This window comes from Sphingomonas sp. SORGH_AS_0789 (assembly GCF_031453055.1).
In the GTDB taxonomy this organism is placed as follows: domain Bacteria; phylum Pseudomonadota; class Alphaproteobacteria; order Sphingomonadales; family Sphingomonadaceae; genus Sphingomonas.
The window spans coordinates 798,317-819,792 of sequence record NZ_JAVIYV010000001.1; the positions used below are offsets into that span (position 1 = coordinate 798,317).

14 protein-coding genes are annotated in these 21,476 nt (G+C 67.4%); 9 read left to right on the forward strand and 5 right to left on the reverse strand.

The window, feature by feature from the left end; all coding sequences use genetic code 11:
• Positions 1 to 67 precede the first annotated feature (67 nt).
• The gene (gene rpoB, locus QE360_RS03655; RefSeq protein ID WP_309699370.1) at positions 68 to 4,246 is read right to left on the reverse strand and encodes a DNA-directed RNA polymerase subunit beta; all 4,179 of its coding nucleotides are present in this window, start codon (positions 4,244 to 4,246) and stop codon (positions 68 to 70) included.
• A 398-nt stretch (positions 4,247 to 4,644) separates the two neighbouring features.
• Here rpoB and QE360_RS03660 point away from each other — a divergent pair, with 398 nt between their 5' ends.
• The gene (locus QE360_RS03660) at positions 4,645 to 5,883 is read left to right on the forward strand and encodes a hypothetical protein (protein WP_309699372.1); all 1,239 of its coding nucleotides are present in this window, start codon (positions 4,645 to 4,647) and stop codon (positions 5,881 to 5,883) included.
• A gap of 123 nt (positions 5,884 to 6,006) precedes the next feature.
• Here QE360_RS03660 and QE360_RS03665 read toward each other — a convergent pair whose 3' ends face one another.
• Together QE360_RS03665 and QE360_RS03670 are read right to left on the reverse strand one after the other, a co-directional pair.
• Entirely contained in the window at positions 6,007 to 6,780 is a 774-nt protein-coding gene (locus QE360_RS03665) for a metallophosphoesterase (protein WP_309699374.1), read from the reverse strand.
• A 28-nt stretch (positions 6,781 to 6,808) separates the two neighbouring features.
• On the reverse strand, positions 6,809 to 7,897 hold the full coding sequence (locus tag QE360_RS03670; RefSeq protein WP_309699376.1) for a catalase family protein: 1,089 nt from the start codon (positions 7,895 to 7,897) through the stop codon (positions 6,809 to 6,811).
• A gap of 347 nt (positions 7,898 to 8,244) precedes the next feature.
• On the opposite strand from QE360_RS03670, the gene QE360_RS03675 reads away from it, so the two are divergent.
• From QE360_RS03675 to QE360_RS03685, 3 genes are all read left to right on the forward strand, one after another.
• Positions 8,245 to 9,273: a quinone-dependent dihydroorotate dehydrogenase gene (locus QE360_RS03675; protein ID WP_309699378.1), complete on the forward strand. Its 1,029-nt coding sequence runs from the start codon at positions 8,245 to 8,247 to the stop codon at positions 9,271 to 9,273.
• A gap of 46 nt (positions 9,274 to 9,319) precedes the next feature.
• The gene (gene ggt / locus QE360_RS03680) at positions 9,320 to 11,065 is read left to right on the forward strand and encodes a gamma-glutamyltransferase (RefSeq protein ID WP_309699380.1); all 1,746 of its coding nucleotides are present in this window, start codon (positions 9,320 to 9,322) and stop codon (positions 11,063 to 11,065) included.
• Positions 11,066 to 11,136: 71 nt separating this feature from the next.
• Positions 11,137 to 12,924: an AMP-dependent synthetase/ligase gene (locus tag QE360_RS03685; RefSeq protein ID WP_309699382.1), complete on the forward strand. Its 1,788-nt coding sequence runs from the start codon at positions 11,137 to 11,139 to the stop codon at positions 12,922 to 12,924.
• 283 nt (positions 12,925 to 13,207) lie between these two features.
• On the opposite strand, the gene QE360_RS03690 is transcribed toward QE360_RS03685, so the two are convergent.
• Entirely contained in the window at positions 13,208 to 14,731 is a 1,524-nt protein-coding gene (locus QE360_RS03690; RefSeq protein ID WP_309699384.1) for a fumarate hydratase, read from the reverse strand.
• Between the two features lie 141 nt (positions 14,732 to 14,872).
• Between QE360_RS03690 and QE360_RS03695 the strand changes: the two genes are divergently transcribed.
• The 4 genes from QE360_RS03695 to QE360_RS03710 all read left to right on the forward strand — a co-directional run bounded on the left by QE360_RS03695 (position 14,873) and on the right by QE360_RS03710 (position 20,854).
• On the forward strand, positions 14,873 to 17,527 hold the full coding sequence (locus QE360_RS03695; protein WP_309699386.1) for an EAL domain-containing protein: 2,655 nt from the start codon (positions 14,873 to 14,875) through the stop codon (positions 17,525 to 17,527).
• An 87-nt stretch (positions 17,528 to 17,614) separates the two neighbouring features.
• Positions 17,615 to 18,055 (forward strand): DUF3429 domain-containing protein, encoded by a 441-nt coding sequence (locus QE360_RS03700; RefSeq protein ID WP_309699387.1) that lies wholly within the window; start codon positions 17,615 to 17,617, stop codon positions 18,053 to 18,055.
• A gap of 374 nt (positions 18,056 to 18,429) precedes the next feature.
• A complete protein-coding gene (locus QE360_RS03705) occupies positions 18,430 to 20,343 on the forward strand; it encodes a ribonucleoside-diphosphate reductase subunit alpha (RefSeq protein ID WP_309704047.1) in 1,914 nt (637 codons plus the stop codon).
• A 118-nt stretch (positions 20,344 to 20,461) separates the two neighbouring features.
• The gene (locus QE360_RS03710) at positions 20,462 to 20,854 is read left to right on the forward strand and encodes a DUF559 domain-containing protein (RefSeq protein ID WP_309699389.1); all 393 of its coding nucleotides are present in this window, start codon (positions 20,462 to 20,464) and stop codon (positions 20,852 to 20,854) included.
• Between the two features lie 77 nt (positions 20,855 to 20,931).
• Here QE360_RS03710 and QE360_RS03715 read toward each other — a convergent pair whose 3' ends face one another.
• A complete protein-coding gene (locus QE360_RS03715) occupies positions 20,932 to 21,183 on the reverse strand; it encodes a DUF2171 domain-containing protein (protein ID WP_261268835.1) in 252 nt (83 codons plus the stop codon).
• Positions 21,184 to 21,239: 56 nt separating this feature from the next.
• Here QE360_RS03715 and QE360_RS03720 point away from each other — a divergent pair, with 56 nt between their 5' ends.
• Positions 21,240 to 21,437, forward strand: coding sequence for a hypothetical protein (locus tag QE360_RS03720; RefSeq protein WP_307102650.1), 198 nt, complete (start codon positions 21,240 to 21,242; stop codon positions 21,435 to 21,437).
• The last annotated feature ends 39 nt before the right edge of the window (positions 21,438 to 21,476 follow it).

Genomic DNA, 21,476 nt, shown 5'->3' on the forward strand with positions numbered 1-21,476 from the left:
GAGGGAAAATTCATCGGGCGAGCGAGAAAGGTGCCGGCGGGGCGGGTGGCCCCACCGGCTCCGTTTCTTACTCCGCCGCCTCGGCCAGACCGTCGTCCTGCGCCTCTTCCATCGACTTGAGGTCGACGTTGAGACCCAGCGAGCGCATTTCCTTGACCAGCACGTTGAAGCTCTCCGGAATGCCCGCCTCGAAGGTGTCGTCGCCCTTGACGATCGCTTCGTAGACCTTGGTGCGGCCGACCACGTCGTCCGACTTCACCGTCAGCATTTCCTGGAGCGTGTACGCCGCGCCATAAGCCTGCAGCGCCCACACTTCCATCTCACCGAAGCGCTGGCCACCGAACTGCGCCTTACCACCCAGCGGCTGCTGGGTGACGAGCGAGTACGGGCCGATCGAACGGGCGTGGATCTTGTCGTCGACCAGGTGGTGGAGCTTCAGCATGTAGATGATGCCCACGGTCACCTTGCGGTCGAACTGATCGCCGGTGCGCCCGTCGAACAGGTCCGACTGGCCCGAGGTGTGCAGGCCCGCCAGTTCCAGCATCTCCGACACGTCGCTCTCGCGCGCGCCGTCGAACACCGGGGTCCCCATCGGCACGCCGGTGCGGATGTTCTGGACCAGCTCGGCCACTTCCTCGTCATCACGGTTCTGGATGTCTTCGGCATAGTGATCGCCGTAGATTTCCACGAGCCGCGCCTTCACCGCTTCCGGCACCGCGCCCGGCTTGGCGTCGGGATTGGCTTCGCGCCAATCCTCCAGCTGCGCCGCGACCTGCATACCCAGGTTGCGCGCCGCCCAGCCGAGATGGGTCTCGAAGATCTGACCGACGTTCATGCGCGACGGCACGCCCAGCGGGTTCAGCACGAGATCGACCGGCGTACCGTCCGCGAGGAAGGGCATATCCTCCTGCGGCAGGATGCGGCTGATGACGCCCTTGTTGCCGTGACGGCCGGCCATCTTGTCGCCCGGCTGCAGCTTGCGCTTCACCGCGACGAAGACCTTGACCATCTTCAGCACGCCCGGCGGCAGCTCGTCACCACGCTCCAGCTTGTCGCGGCGGTCATGGAACTTGTCCGTGATCCGCTTGGCGGCTTCGTCATACTGGGCCTTGACCGCTTCCAGATCGCTCTGGCGCGCATCGTCGGCGACGGCGAACTTCCACCATTCGTGACGATCGACCGATTCCAGCACCTCGGCATCGATCACGATGCCCTTCTTCACGCCCTTGGGCGCGGCGGTGGCGGTCTGGTCGAGCAGCATCTCGCGCAGGCGGCTCCAGGTCGCCCGGTTGAGGATCGTGCGCTCGTCGTCGGCGTCCTTCTTCAGACGCTCGATCTCCTCACGCTCGATCGCCATCGCGCGCTCGTCCTTGTCGATGCCGTGACGATTGAAGACGCGCACGTCGACGATCGTACCGGCGACGCCCGGCGGCAGGCGGAGCGAGGTGTCGCGCACGTCGCTGGCCTTTTCACCGAAGATCGCGCGGAGGAGCTTTTCTTCCGGCGTCATCGGCGATTCGCCCTTCGGCGTGATCTTGCCGACCAGGATGTCGCCCGGCTCCACTTCGGCCCCGACATAGACGATGCCCGCCTCGTCGAGGTTGCGCAGCGCCTCTTCACCCACGTTCGGAATGTCGCGGGTGATGTCTTCCGGCCCGAGCTTGGTGTCGCGCGCCATGACTTCGAACTCGTCGATATGGATCGACGTGAACACGTCGTCCTTCACGATCCGCTCGGAGATGAGGATCGAGTCCTCATAGTTGTAGCCGTTCCAGGGCATGAACGCGACGAGCGCGTTACGGCCCAGCGCCAGCTCGCCAAACTCGGTCGAGGGGCCGTCGGCGATCACATCGCCCGCCTTCACGACGTCGCCCACCTTCACCAGCGGACGCTGGTTGATGCAGGTCGACTGGTTCGAACGCTGGAACTTCATCAGCGTGTAGATGTCGACGCCCGACTTGCCCGCATCGACCTCACCGGTCGCGCGAACCACGATGCGGCTCGCATCGACCTGGTCGACGATACCAGCGCGCTTCGCCGCGATCGCCGCGCCCGAGTCGCGCGCCACGGTCTCTTCCATGCCGGTGCCAACGAAGGGCGCTTCCGCCTTCACCAGCGGCACGGCCTGACGCTGCATGTTCGAGCCCATGAGCGCGCGGTTGGCGTCGTCGTTTTCCAGGAACGGAATGAGCGAGGCGGCGACCGAGACGAGCTGCTTGGGGCTGACGTCCATCAGAGTGATCTGATCGGGCAGCGCCATCAGGAACTCGCCCGCCTGACGCGCCGAGACCAGATCCTCGGTGAAGCGGTTGTCCGCATCCGTCGCGGCCGAAGCCTGGGCGACGGTGTGCTTCTGCTCTTCCATCGCCGACAGGTACACGACCTCGTCGGTGACGCGGCCGTCGATCACCTTGCGGTACGGCGTCTCGATGAAGCCATACTTGTTGACGCGCGCGAAGGTCGACAGCGAGTTGATCAGACCGATGTTCGGGCCTTCCGGCGTTTCGATCGGGCAGATACGGCCATAGTGCGTCGGGTGAACGTCGCGGACCTCGAAGCCCGCACGCTCACGCGTCAGACCGCCCGGCCCGAGCGCCGAGACGCGACGCTTGTGCGTCACTTCGGACAGCGGGTTGGTCTGATCCATGAACTGCGACAGCTGCGACGAACCGAAGAACTCGCGCACCGCAGCGACCGCAGGCTTGGCGTTGATCAGGTCGTTCGGCATCACCGTCGACACGTCGACCGACGACATGCGCTCCTTCACGGCACGCTCCATGCGCAGCAGGCCGACGCGATACTGGTTTTCCAGCAGCTCGCCCACCGAACGCACGCGGCGGTTGCCGAGATTGTCGATATCGTCGATTTCGCCCTTGCCGTCCTTCAGATCGACCAGCGTCTTGACGACCGCCAGAATGTCCTCGGTGCGCAGCGTCGTCACCGTGTCCGGGCAGTCGAGGTCGAGGCGCATGTTCAGCTTCACGCGACCCACGGCCGACAGGTCGTAGCGGTCGGGATCGAAGAACAGGCCGGCGAACAGCGCCTCGGCCGTTTCCAGCGTCGGCGGCTCACCGGGGCGCATGACGCGGTAGATGTCGGACAGCGCCTGCTCGCGCTCTTCGGCCTTGTCGGCCTTCAGCGTGTTGCGGATCCACGGACCCGTGGCGACATGGTCGATGTCGAGCAGCTCGATCGTGTCGACGCCCGCCTTGTCCAGCGCTTCGAGATTCTCGGCGCTGATCTCGTCACCGGCCTCGACGTAGATTTCGCCGGTCTGCTCGTTGATGAGGTCATAGGCCGAGTAACGACCGAAGATTTCCTCGGTCGGGATCAGCAGCTGGGTCAGGCCGTCCTTGGCCGCCTTGTTGGCGGCGCGGGGCGAAATCTTCTGACCGGCGGGGAACACGACCTCGCCCGAGTTCGCATCGACGATGTCGAACATCGGCTTGGCGCCGCGCCAGTTCTCGGCCTGGAACGGGATCTTCCAGCCGCCGTCGCCGCGGACGAAGGTCAGGCGGTTGTAGAAATAGTTGAGGATCTCTTCCGAGTTCATGCCCAGCGCATAGAGCAGCGCCGTCACCGGCAGCTTGCGCTTGCGGTCGATACGGACGTTGACGATGTCCTTGGCGTCGAACTCGAAGTCCAGCCACGAGCCGCGATACGGGATCACGCGCGCGGCGAACAGATACTTGCCCGAGGCATGGGTCTTGCCGCGGTCATGGTCGAACAGCACGCCCGGCGAACGGTGCATCTGGCTGACGATGACGCGCTCGGTGCCGTTGATGAAGAAGGTGCCGTTCTCCGTCATCAGGGGCATGTCGCCCATGTAGACGTCCTGCTCCTTGATATCGATGACCGACTTGGCTTCGGTGTCGGGATCGACCTCGAACGCGGTCAGGCGCAGCGTGACGCGCATCGGCGCGGCATAGGTGATGCCCCGCTGGCGGCATTCCTCGACGTCGAACTTCGGGTCCTCGAGGACGTAGTCGTCGAAGTCGAGATACGCCGTCCCGGCGAAATCCTGGATCGGGAAGACGCTGCGCAGCGTCTTTTCCAGCCCGGAGACATGGCCCCGCGACTTGTCCGAACGGAGGAACTGTTCGTAGCTTTCGCGCTGAACCTCGATCAGGTTCGGCATCTGCACCACTTCGTGGATGTCGCCGAACACCTTGCGGATACGCCGCTTGGCGGTGCCGCCATCGCCCTTGCGCGGGGCGGAGCCGCTGTCGATCGCCTTGGTTGCCATGGGTCTGTCTGCCTCGTCAGCCGTCAATTCGCTGCCCGGATGCCTCCGGACGGGACGCAACATCGGACGCCGAAAGGCCGCTCGCATTCACATGCGGCGGCATCCGGCGTCCGTTGAACCAGCAATCTTCCATTCGACCGACACGCTGCGCGAAGGCGCATCATTTCCCGAAGATTGTGGTGGATGATTGCCATATAGGGACGGACACCCGAACTGTCCAGCCGCCGCACGCCACAAGGGCGGGAAAGTTCCGGCCCCGGCGCGCTCTGCCATATATTGGCCGCATATCGCGCTACACAAGGGGTTGCATCCGCCGGGCCTACCGGGCACGGCTATATGGTCGGGTCGATGGCCCAGGCGGCCGGTGAAGATTGTAGTTACCACGAGGAATGCAGTTGATGACATCGTCCGGGCCGCGTCGCATCGCGCGCCTTCTTGCCCTGACGCTGGCGCCGGTGCTTGCCCCGATGCTCGCCAGCCCCGTCCTCGCCCAGACCACCACGCAGGACAGTGACGCTGCGGGCCGTTCCTCCGGCGGGCTGGACGGATTCAGCCTGACGCCGCGCGCATCCTCGCCGCAATCCACCCAGACCCCGGTGCCGACGCCGCCGACGCCGCGCCTGGTCCTGCCCGGCCAGTCCACGCCCGAGGCGACGCCAACGCCGACCCCGCGTGCGACCCCCGCCCCCCGGCCGACGCCGCGCCCCACGCCCGCGCCGTCGCCGACACCGACGCCCAGCCCGGCCGCCGAGCCGACGCCGCTGCCCTCGCCCGAGCCGCCCGCGACGCGCCTGCCCGATCCCGAGACGCCGATGGTCGACCGGACCGAATCGATGGACGGCATGACGATCAGCAATGGCCAGGCCCCGGCCATCGTCGCGCCGGGCACCACCGCGCCCGAACAGGCCGACACGGATCGCGCCCTGCCCTTCTGGCCGCTGCTGATCGGCACCGGGCTGACGGCGTTGCTGATCGGAATCTGGCTGGGTCGGCGCAGCCGCCCCGCGCGCGCGCTGCCCGCGCCGTCGCCCCGCGCAGAACCCGCCGCCGAGCCGGTGGCGACGCGTCCGGCGGGGCCCGACCCGCGCCCCGCCCCCGCCGCGCCCGAGCCGATCGCCCCCCCGGCCCCGCCAGCGCTGCCGCCGCTGCCGCCCGAGCCCAGCTTCCTGGCGGTCGAGGCGCGCCCGCTACGCGTCGGACTCAACATGCTGTCGGCGACGATCGAGGCGGAGGTGACGGTCCGCAACACCGGCGCGACCCCGATCGGGCGGGTCGCGGTCGATCTGCGGCTGCTCAGCGCGCATGCCGGGCTCGACGAGCAGCTCGTCGAACTCGCCTATCAGCCGCAGGGACGGCCGGTGGTTCCGCCCTTCGCGCTGGCGCCGGGCGAGAGCCGGACGGTCCGCGGGGTCACCGCGCTGCCGCGCGAGGCGATCCATGTGATCGATGCGGCGGGCCGCCCCATGTTCGTGCCCATCCTGGCCGCCGCCGCGCATACCGACTGGGGTGTGGCGCGCTGCACCTATGCGGTCGGGCTGGCGCGGGCGGACTCGACCAAGCTGTCGCCGATCTGGCTCGACCAGCCGGGGCGGATGTACGACCAGATCGCGGCGCGGCCGCATGTGATGCGGGGGTGATTTTCGGCGAGGTCGGGGCCTGGGCTTCGACTTCGCTCAGCCCGAACGGCTGGCGATCAGAAAGCGGGCCCCAACCTCCGTTCCGCCTGAGCGAAGTCGAAGGCCAGGGCCCAACTCCTCCGATCACCCCGCCCGCATATCCTCGGTAATGACATGCGGCGGGGCTTTATCGAGGCTGCGGACCAGCGTCTCGAACCCCAGCCCCTCGATCCGCAGCTCGTTGAAGGCGGGCGGCGTCTTGCGCGTCCGCTTGGACAGGGTGCCCGCGCCGATCATCCGGATGATCCGGCCATCGCGGTCGATCGGCACGTCGAACGGGTCATGGACATGCCCGCTCAGCACCGCATGCGCGCCCGCCGCCGCGAGCTGGGTCAGCGCGACATCGCCGTTGCGGGTCTTGGCGGTGCCCTTGGTCGGCCCCTCGATCAGCGGATGGTGCGCCGCGACCAGGATCAGGTGATCCTTGGGCGCCTGCTCGATCAGCGCCAGCGCGCGGCGCAGCGACCCCGTGCTGACCCGCCCCTTGGACCAGTTCCACCGCCACTGGGCGCGCGCCGTGGTCTTGAGCGGCACCACGGTCACGCCGGGCAGGTCGAGCGGCTTCTCGATCATCCGCTCGACCGCGGCATAGCGTTGATAGGGCGCGAACAGCCGCCGGAACGGGTCCCAATAATAGGGGATGTCGTGATTGCCGACCTCGACCGTCACCGGCACGCCGAGCGATTGCAGCCACGCGCCGCCCGCCTGGAACTCGCGCTTGGTCGCGCGCATGGTCAGGTCGCCCGTCATGATGACGGCATCAGGCTTTTCCACCGCCACGCGCTCGGCGAACCAGGCGAGCGCGGCGGGGTCCTCGGCACCGAAATGCACGTCGCTGACATGAAACAGGCGGATCATGCGGCCCGTCCTAGCCTGCGCGCGCCCGTCACGGCAACTCGGCCATGGCACGCGGCTCGTGCATCGGGCAGCCATTCACCCGGCCGCGATACTCGGCGGAGAAGCGGTACGTGTCCTTGCGCGCGCGGTTGATATTGCCCAGCGGCCGGTGCGCCGCCAGCCCGTGCCAGATGCTGTAGGACAACGCGTCGTCGATCGCATTCGTCTCGCCGTCGCGCCAGCTGATCTGCGGTTCGGCGGTGAAGGTCGCGACGGTGACATAGGGGCTGTCCGCCTCGCTCCATTCGACGCTCGCATCCTCGATCGGCATGGAGTCCAGGTCGCGGTTGAGCTGGACACGCAGCTCCCATTGGCCGCCCTGCTCGATCATCACCTCGCGCACCACCTCGCGCAGCGCATCGGGACGGTCATGGGTGTCGACCGTGTCGCCGGTCAGCTGGGTCAGCGCGGGGCTGACCGGGAATAGCGCGAACTTGGCGATATGGTCGCCATAGCGGAACGGCGTCTGGCTGTAATAGGTTTCGCCCAGCGGGTGGACCTGCTTGGCCCCGCCCAGCGTCTTGAGCGTCGCGCTTTCGATCCCGACCGTCTCCAACGTCGCCTCGATCCCGCGCAATATGCCGGACAGCAGCTTCTTGCCGCCCTCCGCCTTGTCGGTGGTTGCGGCCAGCATCTTCAGGTTCTTGGCAAAGGCGTCCGCCGTCGGTGCGGTGAAGACCGGCGCATTGGCCATCACGAAGTCCTGGGTCGCATCGCCCTCCGAACCGGGCAGCCGCTCGCCCTCGACCCCGATCACCTTCAGCGCCAATCCGCGCGGCAACGCGATCGCATCGTCCAATATGTCCCCCGGATTGGTCGAGATGCGCGCCACCGCCTCATACTCGCCCGGCGTCGCGAACAGCCCCTGCGCCAGCTCGGGCGGGAGATTGCCATGCACCGTCAGCTTACCCCGGATGATGCCATGCGCCTTGGCATGGACCGCGCGGACGCCGTGGCCATAGTCCCTGGACGTGGTGTCGAGGATATGCGCGAAGGATTGTTTCATCTGGTCGACGGTTTCGCCTTCATCGGGCTTCACGTCTTCGACCTGGGGGGTGAATGCGACGGGGGTCTTCATCGGGGGGATCTCCCTGTGGGTCCCCACCAACCCATGTTGGGTGATAGCGTTCCTTTACGGGCACTGACTCAATGATGGCGCACGCTGCTTCGATCTTGCCGCTCCCCCCCCCCCCCCCCCCCCGCAAGCGAGTTTCAGGCCGGTCATGCCCCCGGCATGACCTGAACGATGCGGGGCATCGTTTACCTGAGACTGGGATGAGGGAGGGAAGGGCCACGGGCGGCAGGCTCGGTGAGACACCCTGCCCTCCCCCCTACCCCCTCCCGCCTGCGGGAGGGGGAGCGGAGAAATTGACGGAAGAAAGCACAATCTTCCCCCTCCCCCCGCAATCCGCTAACCGGGCCGACATGGCCTTTTATCACCCGCTCCTCTTCGCCCTCGATGCCGAGCGCGCCCATGGTCTGACGGTTTCGATGCTGTCGCGCTGGGGGTCGCTGGGCGCGCCGATGGGGGCCGATCCGGCGCGCTATCCCCGGCTGGCGACGCGGGTGGCTGGGATCGACTTCGCCAACCCGCTGGGGCTGGCGGCGGGGGTCGACAAGAATGGCGAGGCGATCGACGGCTTTTTCGGGCTGGGCTTCGGCATGGTGGAGATCGGCACGCTGACCCCCAGGCCCCAGCCCGGCAACCCCAAGCCCCGCCTGTTCCGGCTGGTCGAGGACAAGGCGGTGGTCAACCGCTATGGCTTCAACAATGGCGGGCTGGATGCGGGACTGGCGCGGGCGCGCGCCGCGAAGCGCAAGGGCGTGTTGGGCATCAATGTCGGCGCGAACAAGGACGCGGCCGACCGCATCGCCGACTATCGCCACGGCGTGACCCAGGCCGCGCCGATCGCCGATTATGTCACGATCAACATCTCCAGCCCCAACACGCCGGGCCTGCGCGATCTGCAACACGGCCCCGCCCTCGCCGAGCTTCTGGCCGCCTCGCGCGAAGCCGCGGGCGCCGTGCCGCTGTTCCTGAAGGTCGCCCCCGACCTGGAGCCCGCGCAGATCGACGAGATCGCCCGCGCCGCGATCGACAACCGGCTGGACGCGATCATCATCGGCAACACCACCATCACCCGGCCGGACGTGAAGAGCGGCAACGCCGCCGAGACCGGCGGACTGTCGGGCCGTCCGCTCGCCCCGCTGGCCCGCGCACGGCTCGCCGATTTCCGCAAGGCCACCGGGGCGGCGATGACGCTGATCGCGGCGGGCGGGATCGATTCGGGCGCGGAGGCCTATGCCCGCATCCGCAGCGGCGCGAGCCTGGTCCAGCTCTACTCCGCGCTGGTCTATGAAGGGCCGGGGCTGGCCGCGCGCATCCTCGCCGATCTCGACGCGCTGCTCGCCCGCGACGGTTTCGCCAGCATCGCCGAAGCGGTCGGCGCCTGACGTTACGGCTTGGCGGGGGCCGACCCTTGCCGCTAGGGTCGGCGGCATGAAGCACTGGCTCCTCTCCGTGGCGGCGCTCGCGCTGGCCCCCGTCGCGCCCGTCGAGGCGCGCCAGCCCGCCGTCAAGGCCCCCGCCCAGGGCATGGTCAGCGCCGCCGATCCCCGCGCCGCCGCCGCCGGGGTCGAGATCCTGCGCGCCGGGGGCAGCGCCACCGACGCCGCGATCGCGACCATGCTGGCGCTCAACGTGGTCGAGCCGCAAAGCTCCGGCATCGGCGGCGGCAGCTACTGGGTCCGCCACGGCGCGCGCGGCACCGACACGATCGACGCGCGCGAGACCGCGCCGATGGCCGCCACCCCCGACTGGTTCTACGGCCCCGATGGCCGCCCGCTATCCCATGCCGAGGCGGTTCCCGGCGGGCGCAGCGTCGGCGTCCCCGGCGCGCTGCGCGGCATGGCGCTGGCGCATGCCAAAGGCGGCAGGCTGCCCTGGGCGCGGCTGTTCCAGCCCGCGATCCGACTGGCGCGCGACGGGTTCCAGCTGACCCCGCGGCTCCAGACCGCGCTGACCCGCTATGGCGGCCATGTCGATGCCGCGACCCGCGCGCGGCTGACCGGCCCCGATGGCCAGGTCCTCCCGCTGGGCAGCATCATCCGCAATCCCGAACAGGCCGCGCTGCTCGAGCGGATCGCACGGCTCGGCCCCGACAGTTTCTATGTCGGCCCCCAGGCGCAGAAGCTGGTCACGACCGTCAACACCGCCCCGCGCAACCCGTCGAAGATGACGACCGGCGATCTCGCCACCTATGCCGCCAAGCCCCGCCCGCCGCTCTGCGCGCCCTATCGCGGCTACCGGATTTGCAGCATGGGCCCATCCTCGGGCGGCGGATCGACCATGTTGTCGATCCTGAAGCTGCTCGAACGCTTCGACATGGCCAAGCTGGGCAAGGATTCGCCGGTCTCCTGGCATCTCTTCGCCGAGGCCTCGCGGCTCGCCTATGCCGATCGCGACATGTATCTGGGCGACCCCGATTATGTCCGCGTACCGCTGAAAGGGTTGTTCGATCCGGCCTATATCGCCGACCGCTCGGCGCTGATCTCGCCCGATCGCACCATGGCCTCGGTGTCGCCCGGCACGCCGCCCGGCGCCCCGCCGCGCGTCCGCGCGCCGGTCAGCGAGGTGCCCGGCACCACCGACCTCGTGACCGTGGACGACGCGGGCAATGTCGCCGAAGTGACGACCACCGTCGAGGGCTCGTTCGGATCGGGCCTGTCGGTCGACGGCACGATGCTCAACAACGAACTGACCGATTTCGACATCGTGCCGGTCAAGGACGGCGATCTCGTCGCCAACCGGGTCGAGGGCGGCAAGCGTCCGCGCAGCTCGATGTCGCCGACCATCGTCTATGGCCCCGACGGCAAGGTCCGGCTGGCGATCGGCGCGGCGGGCGGGTCGACCATCATCGCGCAGGTCGCCAAGGCGATCATCGGCGTCATCGACTGGAAGCTGAGTGCGCAGGATGCGATCGCGCAGGGGCTGCTCTTCGCGCCGGGCCATGTGGCGACGGTCGAACAGGGCACTTCGCTGGTTGCGCTGGTCCCCGGCCTCCAGGCGCTGGGCGAGACAGTGACGGTCGCGCCGATGGGGCTGAAGGCCAATGCCATCGAGCGCGTCGGCGGCCGCTGGGTCGGCGCTGCCGATCCGCGCAGCGAGGGCGTGGCGATCGACGTGACGGGTCGCATGACGGCGATCCGGCGTGTCGGCGACAAGCCGGGCCGTCCGGCCGAGTAAGCGACGAACCAGCAAACAAAGAGCCCGATCGCGCGTTGACGTGCACGATACGGGCCGGTGGGAGAGGCACCATGCGTACGCTCGAATATTTCCCCAATCTCGTCACCATGTTCTTCACCCGCGCCGCCGAGAAGGGCGACGCGCCGTTCCTGTGGCGCAAGCAGGGCGGCGCGTGGCACGCGATCAGCTGGGCCGAGGCGGCGCGGCAGGTGGCCAGCCTGTCGGCGGGGCTGCGCGCGACCGGGCTGCAACGCGGCGACCGGGTGATGCTGGTGTCGGAGAACCGCCCCGAATGGTGCATCGCCGACCTCGCCATCATGGCGGCGGGCTGCGTCACGGTGCCGACCTACACCACCAATACCGAGCGCGATCATACCCACATCATCGAGAATTCGGGCGCGCGCGCGGTCATCGTCTCGACCCAGAAACTGGCGACGACGCTGCTGCCCGCCGCGCTGCGCTCCAACCATGTCCAGACGGTGATCGGGTTCGAGCCGCTCAAGCTCGGCCCCGCGCAGATCGAGTGCCGCCAATATGACGCGCTGATCGCCGCGCATCCGACCGCGCCCGATGCGGTGGCCGCGCAGGCCGATTTCGGCCGCAAGGACCTGGCCTGCATCATCTACACCTCGGGCACCGGCGGCGCGCCGCGCGGGGTGATGCAGCATCACGGCGCGATCCTGCACAATTGCGCCGGGTGCAGCGCGGTGATCGCGGAGGATTTTGGCTGGGAGGACGAGGTGTTCCTGTCCTTCCTCCCCCTCTCCCACGCCTATGAGCATACCGGGGGCCAGCATTTCCCGATCGCGCTCGGCGGGCAGATCTATTACGCCGAGGGCCTCGACAAGCTGGCCGCCAATATCGAGGAGGTGCGCCCGACGATCATGTTCGTCGTGCCCCGCCTGTTCGAGGTGCTGCACACCCGCATCGCCAAGGCGATCGAGAAGAAGGGCGGGCTCGGCGCGCGTCTGCTCGACCAGGCGCTGGCGCTGGGCGCGCGCAGCTATGACGGCAAGCTCCGGCTGGTCGACCGGCCCGCGCAACTGGCGGTGGCGACGCTGTTCAAGCCCAAGATTGCCAAGAGGTTCGGCGGAAGGCTGAAGGCGATGGTGTCGGGCGGCGCGCCGCTGAACCCCCAGGTCGGGCTGTTCTTCCATTCGATCGGCCTCACCTTGCTGCAAGGCTATGGCCAGACCGAGGCCGCGCCGGTCATCGCCTGCAACCGGCCGCGCGCCGGCGTGCGGATGGAAACGGTCGGCCCGCCGCTGGCGGATACCGAGGTCCGCATCGCCGAGGATGGCGAGATACTGGTGCGCGGCGAGCTGGTCATGCACGGCTATTGGCGCAATCCGGTCGAGACCGAGCGCGTGCTGAAGGATGGCTGGCTGCATACCGGCGATATCGGCGAGTTCGACACGGCCGGTCGCCTGCGCATCACCGACCGCAAGAAGGACCTGATCATCAACGACAAGGGCGAGAATGTCGCCCCCCAGAAGGTCGAGGGGATGCTGACCCTGCAACCCGAGATCGGCCAGGCGATGATCGCGGGCGACCGGCGCCCCTATATGGTCGCGCTGATCGTGCCCGATGCCGAATGGACGGCGGAATGGTGCGCGAAGTCGGGGACGGGGTGCAACCGCACCGCGCTGGACGACGATCTGGATTTTCGCGCGGCGGTCTCGGCGGCGGTCGACCGGGTCAATCGCGACCTGTCGGTGACCGAACGCATCCGCCGCTTCATCATCGCCGACGAACCCTTCACGATCGAGAACGAGCAGCTGACCCCGTCCTTGAAGATCCGCCGCCACGTCCTGCGCGAGATCTATGGCGAGCGACTGGACGCGCTCTACAGGAATTGAACGGACGGATGGCGATCGCGTCCGACGCTTGAGAACCGCCCTCGCCCCTCGCAGAGGGGAGAGGGTTGCGCAGACTTGGCCTTTGCGAAAGCAAAGGCTTAGTCGGAGCTGGGTGAGGGGTGGGCACTCGCTTCGCGAGTGCGCGAGCCTTCAGGCTCGCTCAACCCCTCACCCAAGCTGCGCTAGCCAGCAGGCTGGCAAGCTTCGCTAACCCTCTCCCCTGTCCAGGGGAGAGGGAAAGAAGAAGCGGTACTGAATGTCGATCAGCCCTGAGTCGCCCCCATCACGCGGGGGTCAGCAGGCCTTCCTTGGCGATCTTGTCCCGCCAGACCAGCGGGGCCAGGGTGTGGACGTTCTGGCCCTCGGAGTCGACCGCGACGGTGACGGGGAAATTCTCAACGTCGAACTCGTAGATCGCCTCCATGCCCAGATCCTCGAAGCCGACGACCTTCGATCCCTTGATCGCGCGGGCGACCAGGTACGCCGCACCGCCGACCGCCATCAGATAGGCGGACTGATATTCGCGGATCGCGTCGGTCGCCGCCGGACCGCGCTCGGCCTTGCCGACCATCGCGAGCAGGCCCTGGTCGAGCATCATGCGGGTGAACTTGTCCATGCGGGTCGCGGTCGTCGGGCCCGCCGGGCCGACCACTTCCTCGCCCACCGGATCGACCGGCCCGACATAATAGATCACGCGGCCGCGAAACTCGACCGGCAGCTCCTCGCCACGGTCGAGCATGTCCTTGATCCGCTTGTGCGCGGCGTCGCGGCCGGTGAGCATCTTGCCGTTCAGCAGCAGCCGGTCGCCATGCTTCCAGCTCTTCACCTCTTCTGCGGTCAGCGTGTTCAGGTCGACGCGGCGAGCGGCCTGGAGGTCGGGCTTCCAGTCGACCTTGGGCCATTCCTCAAGCTTGGGGGCTTCGAGATAGACCGGGCCCGAGCCGTCGAGCGTGAAATGCGCATGGCGGGTCGCGGCGCAATTGGGGATCATCGCCACCGGCTTGGACGCGGCATGGGTCGGCCAGTCGAGAATCTTGACGTCGAGGATGGTGGACAGGCCGCCCAGCCCCTGCGCGCCGATGCCCAGCGCATTGACCTTGTCGAACAGCTCGATGCGCAGCGCCTCGATATCGTTGCGGGGGCCGCGCTCCTTCAGCTGGCCCATGTCGATCGCGCCCATCAGCGATTCCTTGGCGAGCAGCACGGCCTTCTCCGCCGTGCCGCCGATGCCGATGCCGAGCATCCCCGGCGGGCACCAGCCCGCGCCCATCTGCGGCACCATCTCCAGCACCCAGTCGACGATCGAGTCGGACGGGTTCATCATCTTGAACTTGGACTTGTTCTCCGACCCGCCGCCCTTGGCCGCGACGTCGACGGTGACCTTGTTGCCCGGCACCATCTCGACATGGAGGACGCTAGGCGTGTTGTCCTTGGTGTTGCGGCGGGTGAAGGCGGGGTCGGCGAGGATCGAGGCGCGCAACTTGTTCTCCGGGTGGAGATAGGCGCGGCGCACGCCTTCATCGACCACTTCCTGCAGCGACCGGTCGCCCGACAGGCGGCAATCCTGGCCCCATTTGACGAAGACGGTGACGATGCCGGTGTCCTGGCAGATCGGGCGATGCCCCTCCGCGCACATGCGGCTGTTGGTCAGGATCTGGGCGATGGCATCCTTGGCCGCCGGGCTCTTCTCGGCCTCATAGGCTTTGCCGAGCGCGCGGATATAATCCATCGGGTGGTAATAGCTGATGAACTGGAGCGCGTCGGCCACGCTCTCGATCAGGTCGGTGTCGCGGATCAGGGTCGTCATGCGCGCCTTTTGCGACAGCGGCGCGTGGCTTGCAACGCCGCAGCGGAGCCATGACGGCATTTCGCGTCCGGCCAAACTTTAATCTATCTTAACTTCGCTGAGGCAAGACGGGGGACCACCGATCGGGACCCCCTTTCGCGCATGCCTTCCGCTTCCGACCGCCTATCGTTTCTGGCCTTGCTGGGGCTCGTCGAGGACAATGACGAGCTGCTGGTCGAGGTGCATCTCAAGCGGTTGCAGACGCTGTGCCGGACCTGGCCGCTAGCGATCCTGCAGAATCTGGTCGCGGTCGCGCTCGTCCTCAGCTTCAGCCTGCGCGACGACCCGTCCTGGATGCAGGTCCAGAAGGAGATTGCGAGCGGCGTGCTGGTCGGCAGCACGCTGATCTTCGGCATCGTGCTCGCCTGCGGCGAGGCGCGCCAATGGCCCTTCTACCGGCTCAAGCAATATCTAGTCGGACTGGGTTTCCTCGTGGCGCTGGCGACCGGCGCGCTGCTGGCGCTGGTCATCGGGTCGCAGCATGCCCCCGGCCCCTGGACGCCGACGCTGGCGTTGATCTGCGCGATGTGGACGACCGCCGCGATGCTGCATCCGGTGCGCGGGGCGATGATCGGCTATTCCTTCGGTTTCGCCTTCATGGCGGTGATCGCGGCGCTGGCCTGGCGGGTGCCGCTGGCCCCGATTCTCGGCGCGGTGGTGCCACCGCTGATCATCCTGGTCCTCAACGCCCGGCGCGTCGGCCGCCTGGACTATAATGTCGCGGACGCCCGCGCCCGCGCCTTTGGCGAGGGGCAGCAGGCGGTCAAGATGATCGCCGAGTTCGAGGAACATGGCACCGGCTGGTTCTGGGAAACCGACCGGCATGGGCGCCTGACCTATCTGTCGAGGAAGGTGGCCGAGGATCTCCAGTCCACCGGCCTCGCCTGCAAGGGCCGGTTGCTGACCGATCTGTTCCAGATGGACCCCTCGGCACCGGGGACCGAACGGACGCTGTCCTTCCACATGGCCTCGCGCACCAGTTTTTCCGACTATACCGTCTGCGCGGTCGATTCGGGCGCGGGCGATCCGGAACGATGGTGGTCGATCTCGGGCCGTCCGATCATCGACGGCATCGGCCGGTTCCGCGGCTTTATCGGCTCGGGCTCGGACCTGACCGAAAAGCGCCGCTCGGAGGCGGAGATCACCCGGCTGGCGCTGTTCGACAGCCTGACTGGCCTCGCCAATCGCCAGCGGATGAAGCTGTCGCTCGACACGATGCTCAAGCAATCGGTCAGCCCCTATCGCCCGACCGCGCTGTTCCTGATGGACCTCGACCGGTTCAAGGCGGTCAATGACACGCTGGGCCACCAGGCGGGCGACCTGTTGCTGCAACAGGTGGCGCGGCGGCTGGAGCAGGCGGTGGGCGATGCCGGGCTGGTCGGCCGTCTGGGCGGCGACGAGTTCCAGATCCTGCTGCCCGGCACCGATTCGCGCGAAAGGCTGGCGACGCTGGCCAGGGTCATCATCGATACCTTGTCGCAACCCTATGGCATCCAGGGCCATGACGTGACGATCGGCTGTTCGATCGGCATCGCCATCGCGCCCCAGGACGGCGCCGACTCGCAGACGCTGATCCGCAACGCCGATCTGGGGCTCTATGCCGCCAAGGGCGACGGGCGCGGCGTCCACCGATTCTATGCCGAGGCGATGCTGGAGGGCGCGCGCAGCCGCAAGCGGATGGAGGAGGATCTGCGCACCGCCATCGCGCAGAACCAGTTCCGCCTCGCCTATCAGCCGGTCGTGTCGACCCGCGACGAAGAGATTGTCGGGTTCGAGGCGCTGCTGCGCTGGTCCCATCCGACCCAGGGCGACATCTCGCCCGCGCAGTTCGTACCGGTGGCCGAGGAATGCGGCCTGATCGAACAGATCGGCGAATGGGTGCTGCGCACCGCCTGTCTCGAGGCGGCGAGCTGGCCGCGTGCCGCGCGGGTGGCGGTCAACGTCTCGTCCATCCAGTTCGCCAAGCCGCATCTGCCCGTGCTGATCGGTCAGGCGCTGGAGCAATCGGGACTGGCCCCGTCGCGGCTGGAGCTGGAGATCACCGAGAGCGTCTTCCTGAACGACGATCTGGAATCGCAGCGCCAGTTCGTGGCGCTCAAGGCGCTGGGCGTGCGGCTGGCGCTGGACGATTTCGGCACCGGCTATTCCTCGCTCGGCTATCTGCGCCATGCGCCGTTCGACAAGATCAAGATAGACCAGTCCTTCGTGCGCGGCGCGGTCGGGACCGGCAGCCGCAATGCCGCGATCATCCGCGCGATCGTGACGCTGGCCGACACGCTGGGCATGGAGACGACCGCCGAGGGCGTCGAGTTGCAGGACGAGATCGCGCTGATCCGCGATCTGGGGTGCAGCCATATCCAGGGCTATGTCTATGGCAAGCCGAGCGGCGTGGAGGAGGTCCACCGCCTGCTGAGCGAACAGGGCGCGCGCGCCACGCCGGTGGGCATGAAGTCGCACCGTCGGCCGCGCACCAAGGTCCTGCGCGTCGCGCAGATCGTCTCGGGCGGGGCGACCGTCGATGTCCGGCTTCGCGACCTGTCGACCACCGGCATGATGATCGAGGGGCTGCCCCCCGCCTATATCGTAGGCGGCGCGGCGGTGGGTGTCCGGCTGGGTGTCGACCCGCCCTTGCGCGGCTATATCCGCTGGGAGCGCGAAGGGCGGGTCGGCATCGCCTTCGCCACCCCGCTGCCCGACGACCACCCCTGGCTGGAGGTCGCGCGCGACGAGGCCGAGCCGCATCACCGATCGGCATGAGGCGGATGGCGGGATAGGAAAGGGTCGCCGCACGTTCGCGCCGTCATGTCTTCCCCCGCACCGTCCCCCGCCCCCGGCCCCCTCCCCATGGCGGAGGCCGCCGACGCGCGCATTCCCCCGCTCAGCCTGATCTTCGGCTATGGGCCGGTGCTGGTCCTGCCGATCGCGGCGCTGGCGGCTTGGGCGAAGGTGCCGCTGGCGCTGCTGATCGGGCAGATCTGGGGGGCGGCGATCCTGATCTTCCTGGCGGGCGTGGCGCGCGGCCTGAGCTTCTTCACGCCCGGCGGGCCCCATGTGTCGCAGATGCTGACCATGATCCTGCGCTTCTCGCTGGGGCTGCTGGCGCTGGTTGCGGGGCCGGCGACGGGCTTTGCGCTGTTGCTGATCGGCTATGCCTCAATCGCGCTGACCGATCCCTGGCTGGCCCGGTGGGGCGGGGCGCCGCGCCACTTCGCGCGGCTGCGCCCGCCCCAGATGCTGGTCGCCCTGGCCGGGCTGGCGGCGCTGTTCTGGCTGTCGCTCGGCTGACCGGGGCGGGCACCGTCGGCGCTCAAAAATATTTCTTTGGGGCTTGCGCTTCGCGAACCCCGCAGACATCCATGCGTCGCGGGTTTCGACACCGCTTTGACGACCGCCATTCGTCGCAACCAACCCCCTTTCCGCGCTTTACCCCCCTTGCGGTGATCGCCGGGATTTTCCACTATGGATAGTGGAAGAGGTCGGGGACAACCCCAATCGCTGGTAGGAAGGGATCGGACCGACAGGTCCGGTCGGGATCGCGGAAGCGCCGGAAAACGGCCTTTGCGATGCTATTTCCCACCGTTCGCGACGCCTGTGGCACGGCTGTGCCGGGGGCGGGGCACCGACCCGAACGGATCAGGAACAAAGGAGCGGCATCAATGATGGACTTCAGGGATGACCGGGATAGCGACATGACGACTGACATGCTTGAGAAGATGGCGGCGGACATTGCCGCCCCGGCCCCGACGCCCGCCGACACCAAGTCGGTCCGGCCGCAGCCCTATCCGGTCGAGGTCGACCATGCCCGCGACGCGCGGCTGACCGATTTCGGCAAGGAAACGCTGAACGACCGCTACCTCCTGCCCGGCGAAAGCTATCAGGACCTGTTCGTGCGCGTCGCCTCGGCCTATGCCGACAATGCCGAACATGCCCAGCGGCTGTACGATTATATCTCGAAGCTGTGGTTCATGCCCGCCACGCCCGTCCTGTCGAACGGCGGCACGGGTCGCGGCCTGCCGATCAGCTGCTACCTCAACTCGGTGCCCGACAGCCTGGACGGCATCGTCACCACCTGGAACGAGAATGTCTGGCTCGCCTCGCGTGGCGGCGGCATCGGCACCTATTGGGGCCAGGTGCGCGGCATCGGCGAGCCGGTCGGCCTGAACGGCAAGACCAGCGGCATCATCCCCTTCGTCCGCGTGATGGACTCGCTGACGCTGGCGATCAGCCAGGGTAGCCTGCGTCGCGGTTCGGCCGCCTGCTATCTCGACATCTCGCACCCCGAGATCGAGGAGTTCCTGGAAATCCGGAAGCCCTCGGGCGACTTCAACCGCAAGGCGCTGAACCTCCATCACGGCGTGCTGATCCCCGACGCCTTCATGGAGGCGGTGCGCGACGGCGCCGAATGGCATCTCAAGAGCCCGAAGACCGGCGAGGTCCGCGCCACGGTCGACGCGCGCGCGCTGTTCCAGAAGCTGGTCGAGACCCGTCTGGCGACCGGCGAGCCGTACATCGTCTTCGCCGACCATGTGAACAAGAACATGCCCAAGCACCACCGCGAGCTGGGGCTGAAGGTGTCGACCTCGAACCTGTGTTCGGAAATCACGCTGCCGACCGGCATCGACCATAAGGGCAAGGACCGCACCGCCGTCTGCTGCCTGTCGTCGCTGAACCTGGAAACCTGGGACGAGTGGAAGGACGACAAGCAGTTCATCGAGGACGTGATGCGCTTCCTCGACAACGTCCTTCAGGACTATATCGACCGCCACGAGCCGGGCATGGAGCGGGCCGCCTATTCGGCCGGTCGCGAGCGTTCGGTAGGCCTGGGCGTGATGGGCTTCCACAGCTTCCTCCAGGCGCGTGGCATTCCCTTCGAGGGCGCGATGGCCAAGTCGTGGAACCTGCGCATGTTCAAGCACATCAACGCGCAGGTGAACCAGGCGTCGATGACGCTGGCGGTCGAGCGTGGCCCGTGCCCCGATGCGGCCGACGTCGGCGTGATGGAGCGTTTCAGCTGCAAGATGGCGATCGCGCCGACCGCGTCGATCAGCATCATCTGCGGCGGTACCAGCGCGTGCATCGAGCCGATCCCGGCGAACATCTATACCCACAAGACGCTGTCGGGTTCGTTCTCGGTCAAGAACACCTATCTTGAAAAGCTGCTGATCGAGAAGTCGAAGAACTCGGACGCGGTGTGGAACTCGATCCTCGAACATGGCGGCTCGGTCCAGCATCTCGACTTTCTGAGCCAAGAAGAGAAGGACACGTTCAAGACCTCGTTCGAGATCGACCAGCGCTGGCTGCTCGAACTGGCGGGGGATCGCACGCCCTATATCGACCAGGCGCAGTCGCTGAACCTGTTCATCCCGGCCGACGTGGAGAAGTGGGACCTGCTGATGCTCCACTTCCGCGCGTGGGAGCTGGGCATCAAGTCGCTCTATTATCTGCGGTCGAAGTCGGTGCAGCGCGCCGGTTTCGCAGGGAGCGGCGGCGTCGAGGCGGACAACACGATCAGCGCACCCAAGTTCGAGATCGGCGAGACGACCGATTACGACGAGTGCCTGGCCTGTCAGTGAGGCAGGAGCAATGCTGATCGCCTGACGGGAAGGCAGAGCCATGGCCCCTCATTCCTCCAATCCTCCCTCTCCCCTTGTGGGAGAGGGAAGGGGCCCGCGGCCACAGGCCGTGGGAAGGGTGAGGGGCAACGCTCAGGGCCTGACCAAGCGCCAGCTGCTCCCCGCCACCACCGTCACCCGCTCGCGCGAGCTGCGTCAGAACGCCGGCGAACCCGAACGCCGACTATGGCGTGCCTTGCGTGAGTCGCTGCCGACCATGAAGTTTCGCCGTCAGGTTCCGATCGGCCCGTACCACGCGGATTTCTGCTCGCACGCGGCACGGTTGATCGTCGAAATCGACGGCGACGACCATGCCGTGAAGTCGGAAAGCGACGCCGTACGCACTCGCGTCCTCAAACATGAAGGCTATGACGTGATCCGTTTCGCCAATGCCGATGTGATGACCAACCTCGACGGTGTCGTGGCGGCGATCGGCGTGCGGATCGCGCACAGGCAAAAGGGCCGCCCATGATGGACGGCCCCCTCACCCTCCCACGGCCTGCGGCCGCGGGCCCCTCCCTCTCCCACAAGGGGAGAGGGGTTGGGAGTTCACTCCGCCTCTTCGAACTGGTCGACGGCGTTCTGTGCGGTCGCCGACAGGCGGACCTGATCGCCCTCGACTTCGGCGACCAGGCCGATCGGCAGGTAATGATGCTTGGCGCCCTGTCCGTCCTCGGTCTGGGGACTGTCGTTCTTGGTCAGCTTGATGCGGTCGCCCTGGACATGGTCGACCGTCCCGACATGGACGCCGTCCGCACCGATGACTTCGGCATGTTCCTTGATCTGGCTGACATCGACCATCTTGAATCTCCTGTGTTGGGTTCGGTTTCGGAACGCGCCACACCGGAATTGGTCGCATGACATCGGCGTTCATCATGTACGCCGTCGCGGCCTTGCTCGGCGGGATCGGGCTGATCCTGCTGTTGCAGCTCCGCACGCCCCGGTCGGAGCAGGGCCGTTACGCCCGGCTGATCGCGGGCACCATGTTCGCCATGGGCGGGATCATTCTCGCCGGTTTCGCCACCGCTCTGCGCTCCTGGGCCAGCAGCGGCTGAACCGGCCTTCACCCTCTTCACGTCATTCGTATCCGGAGT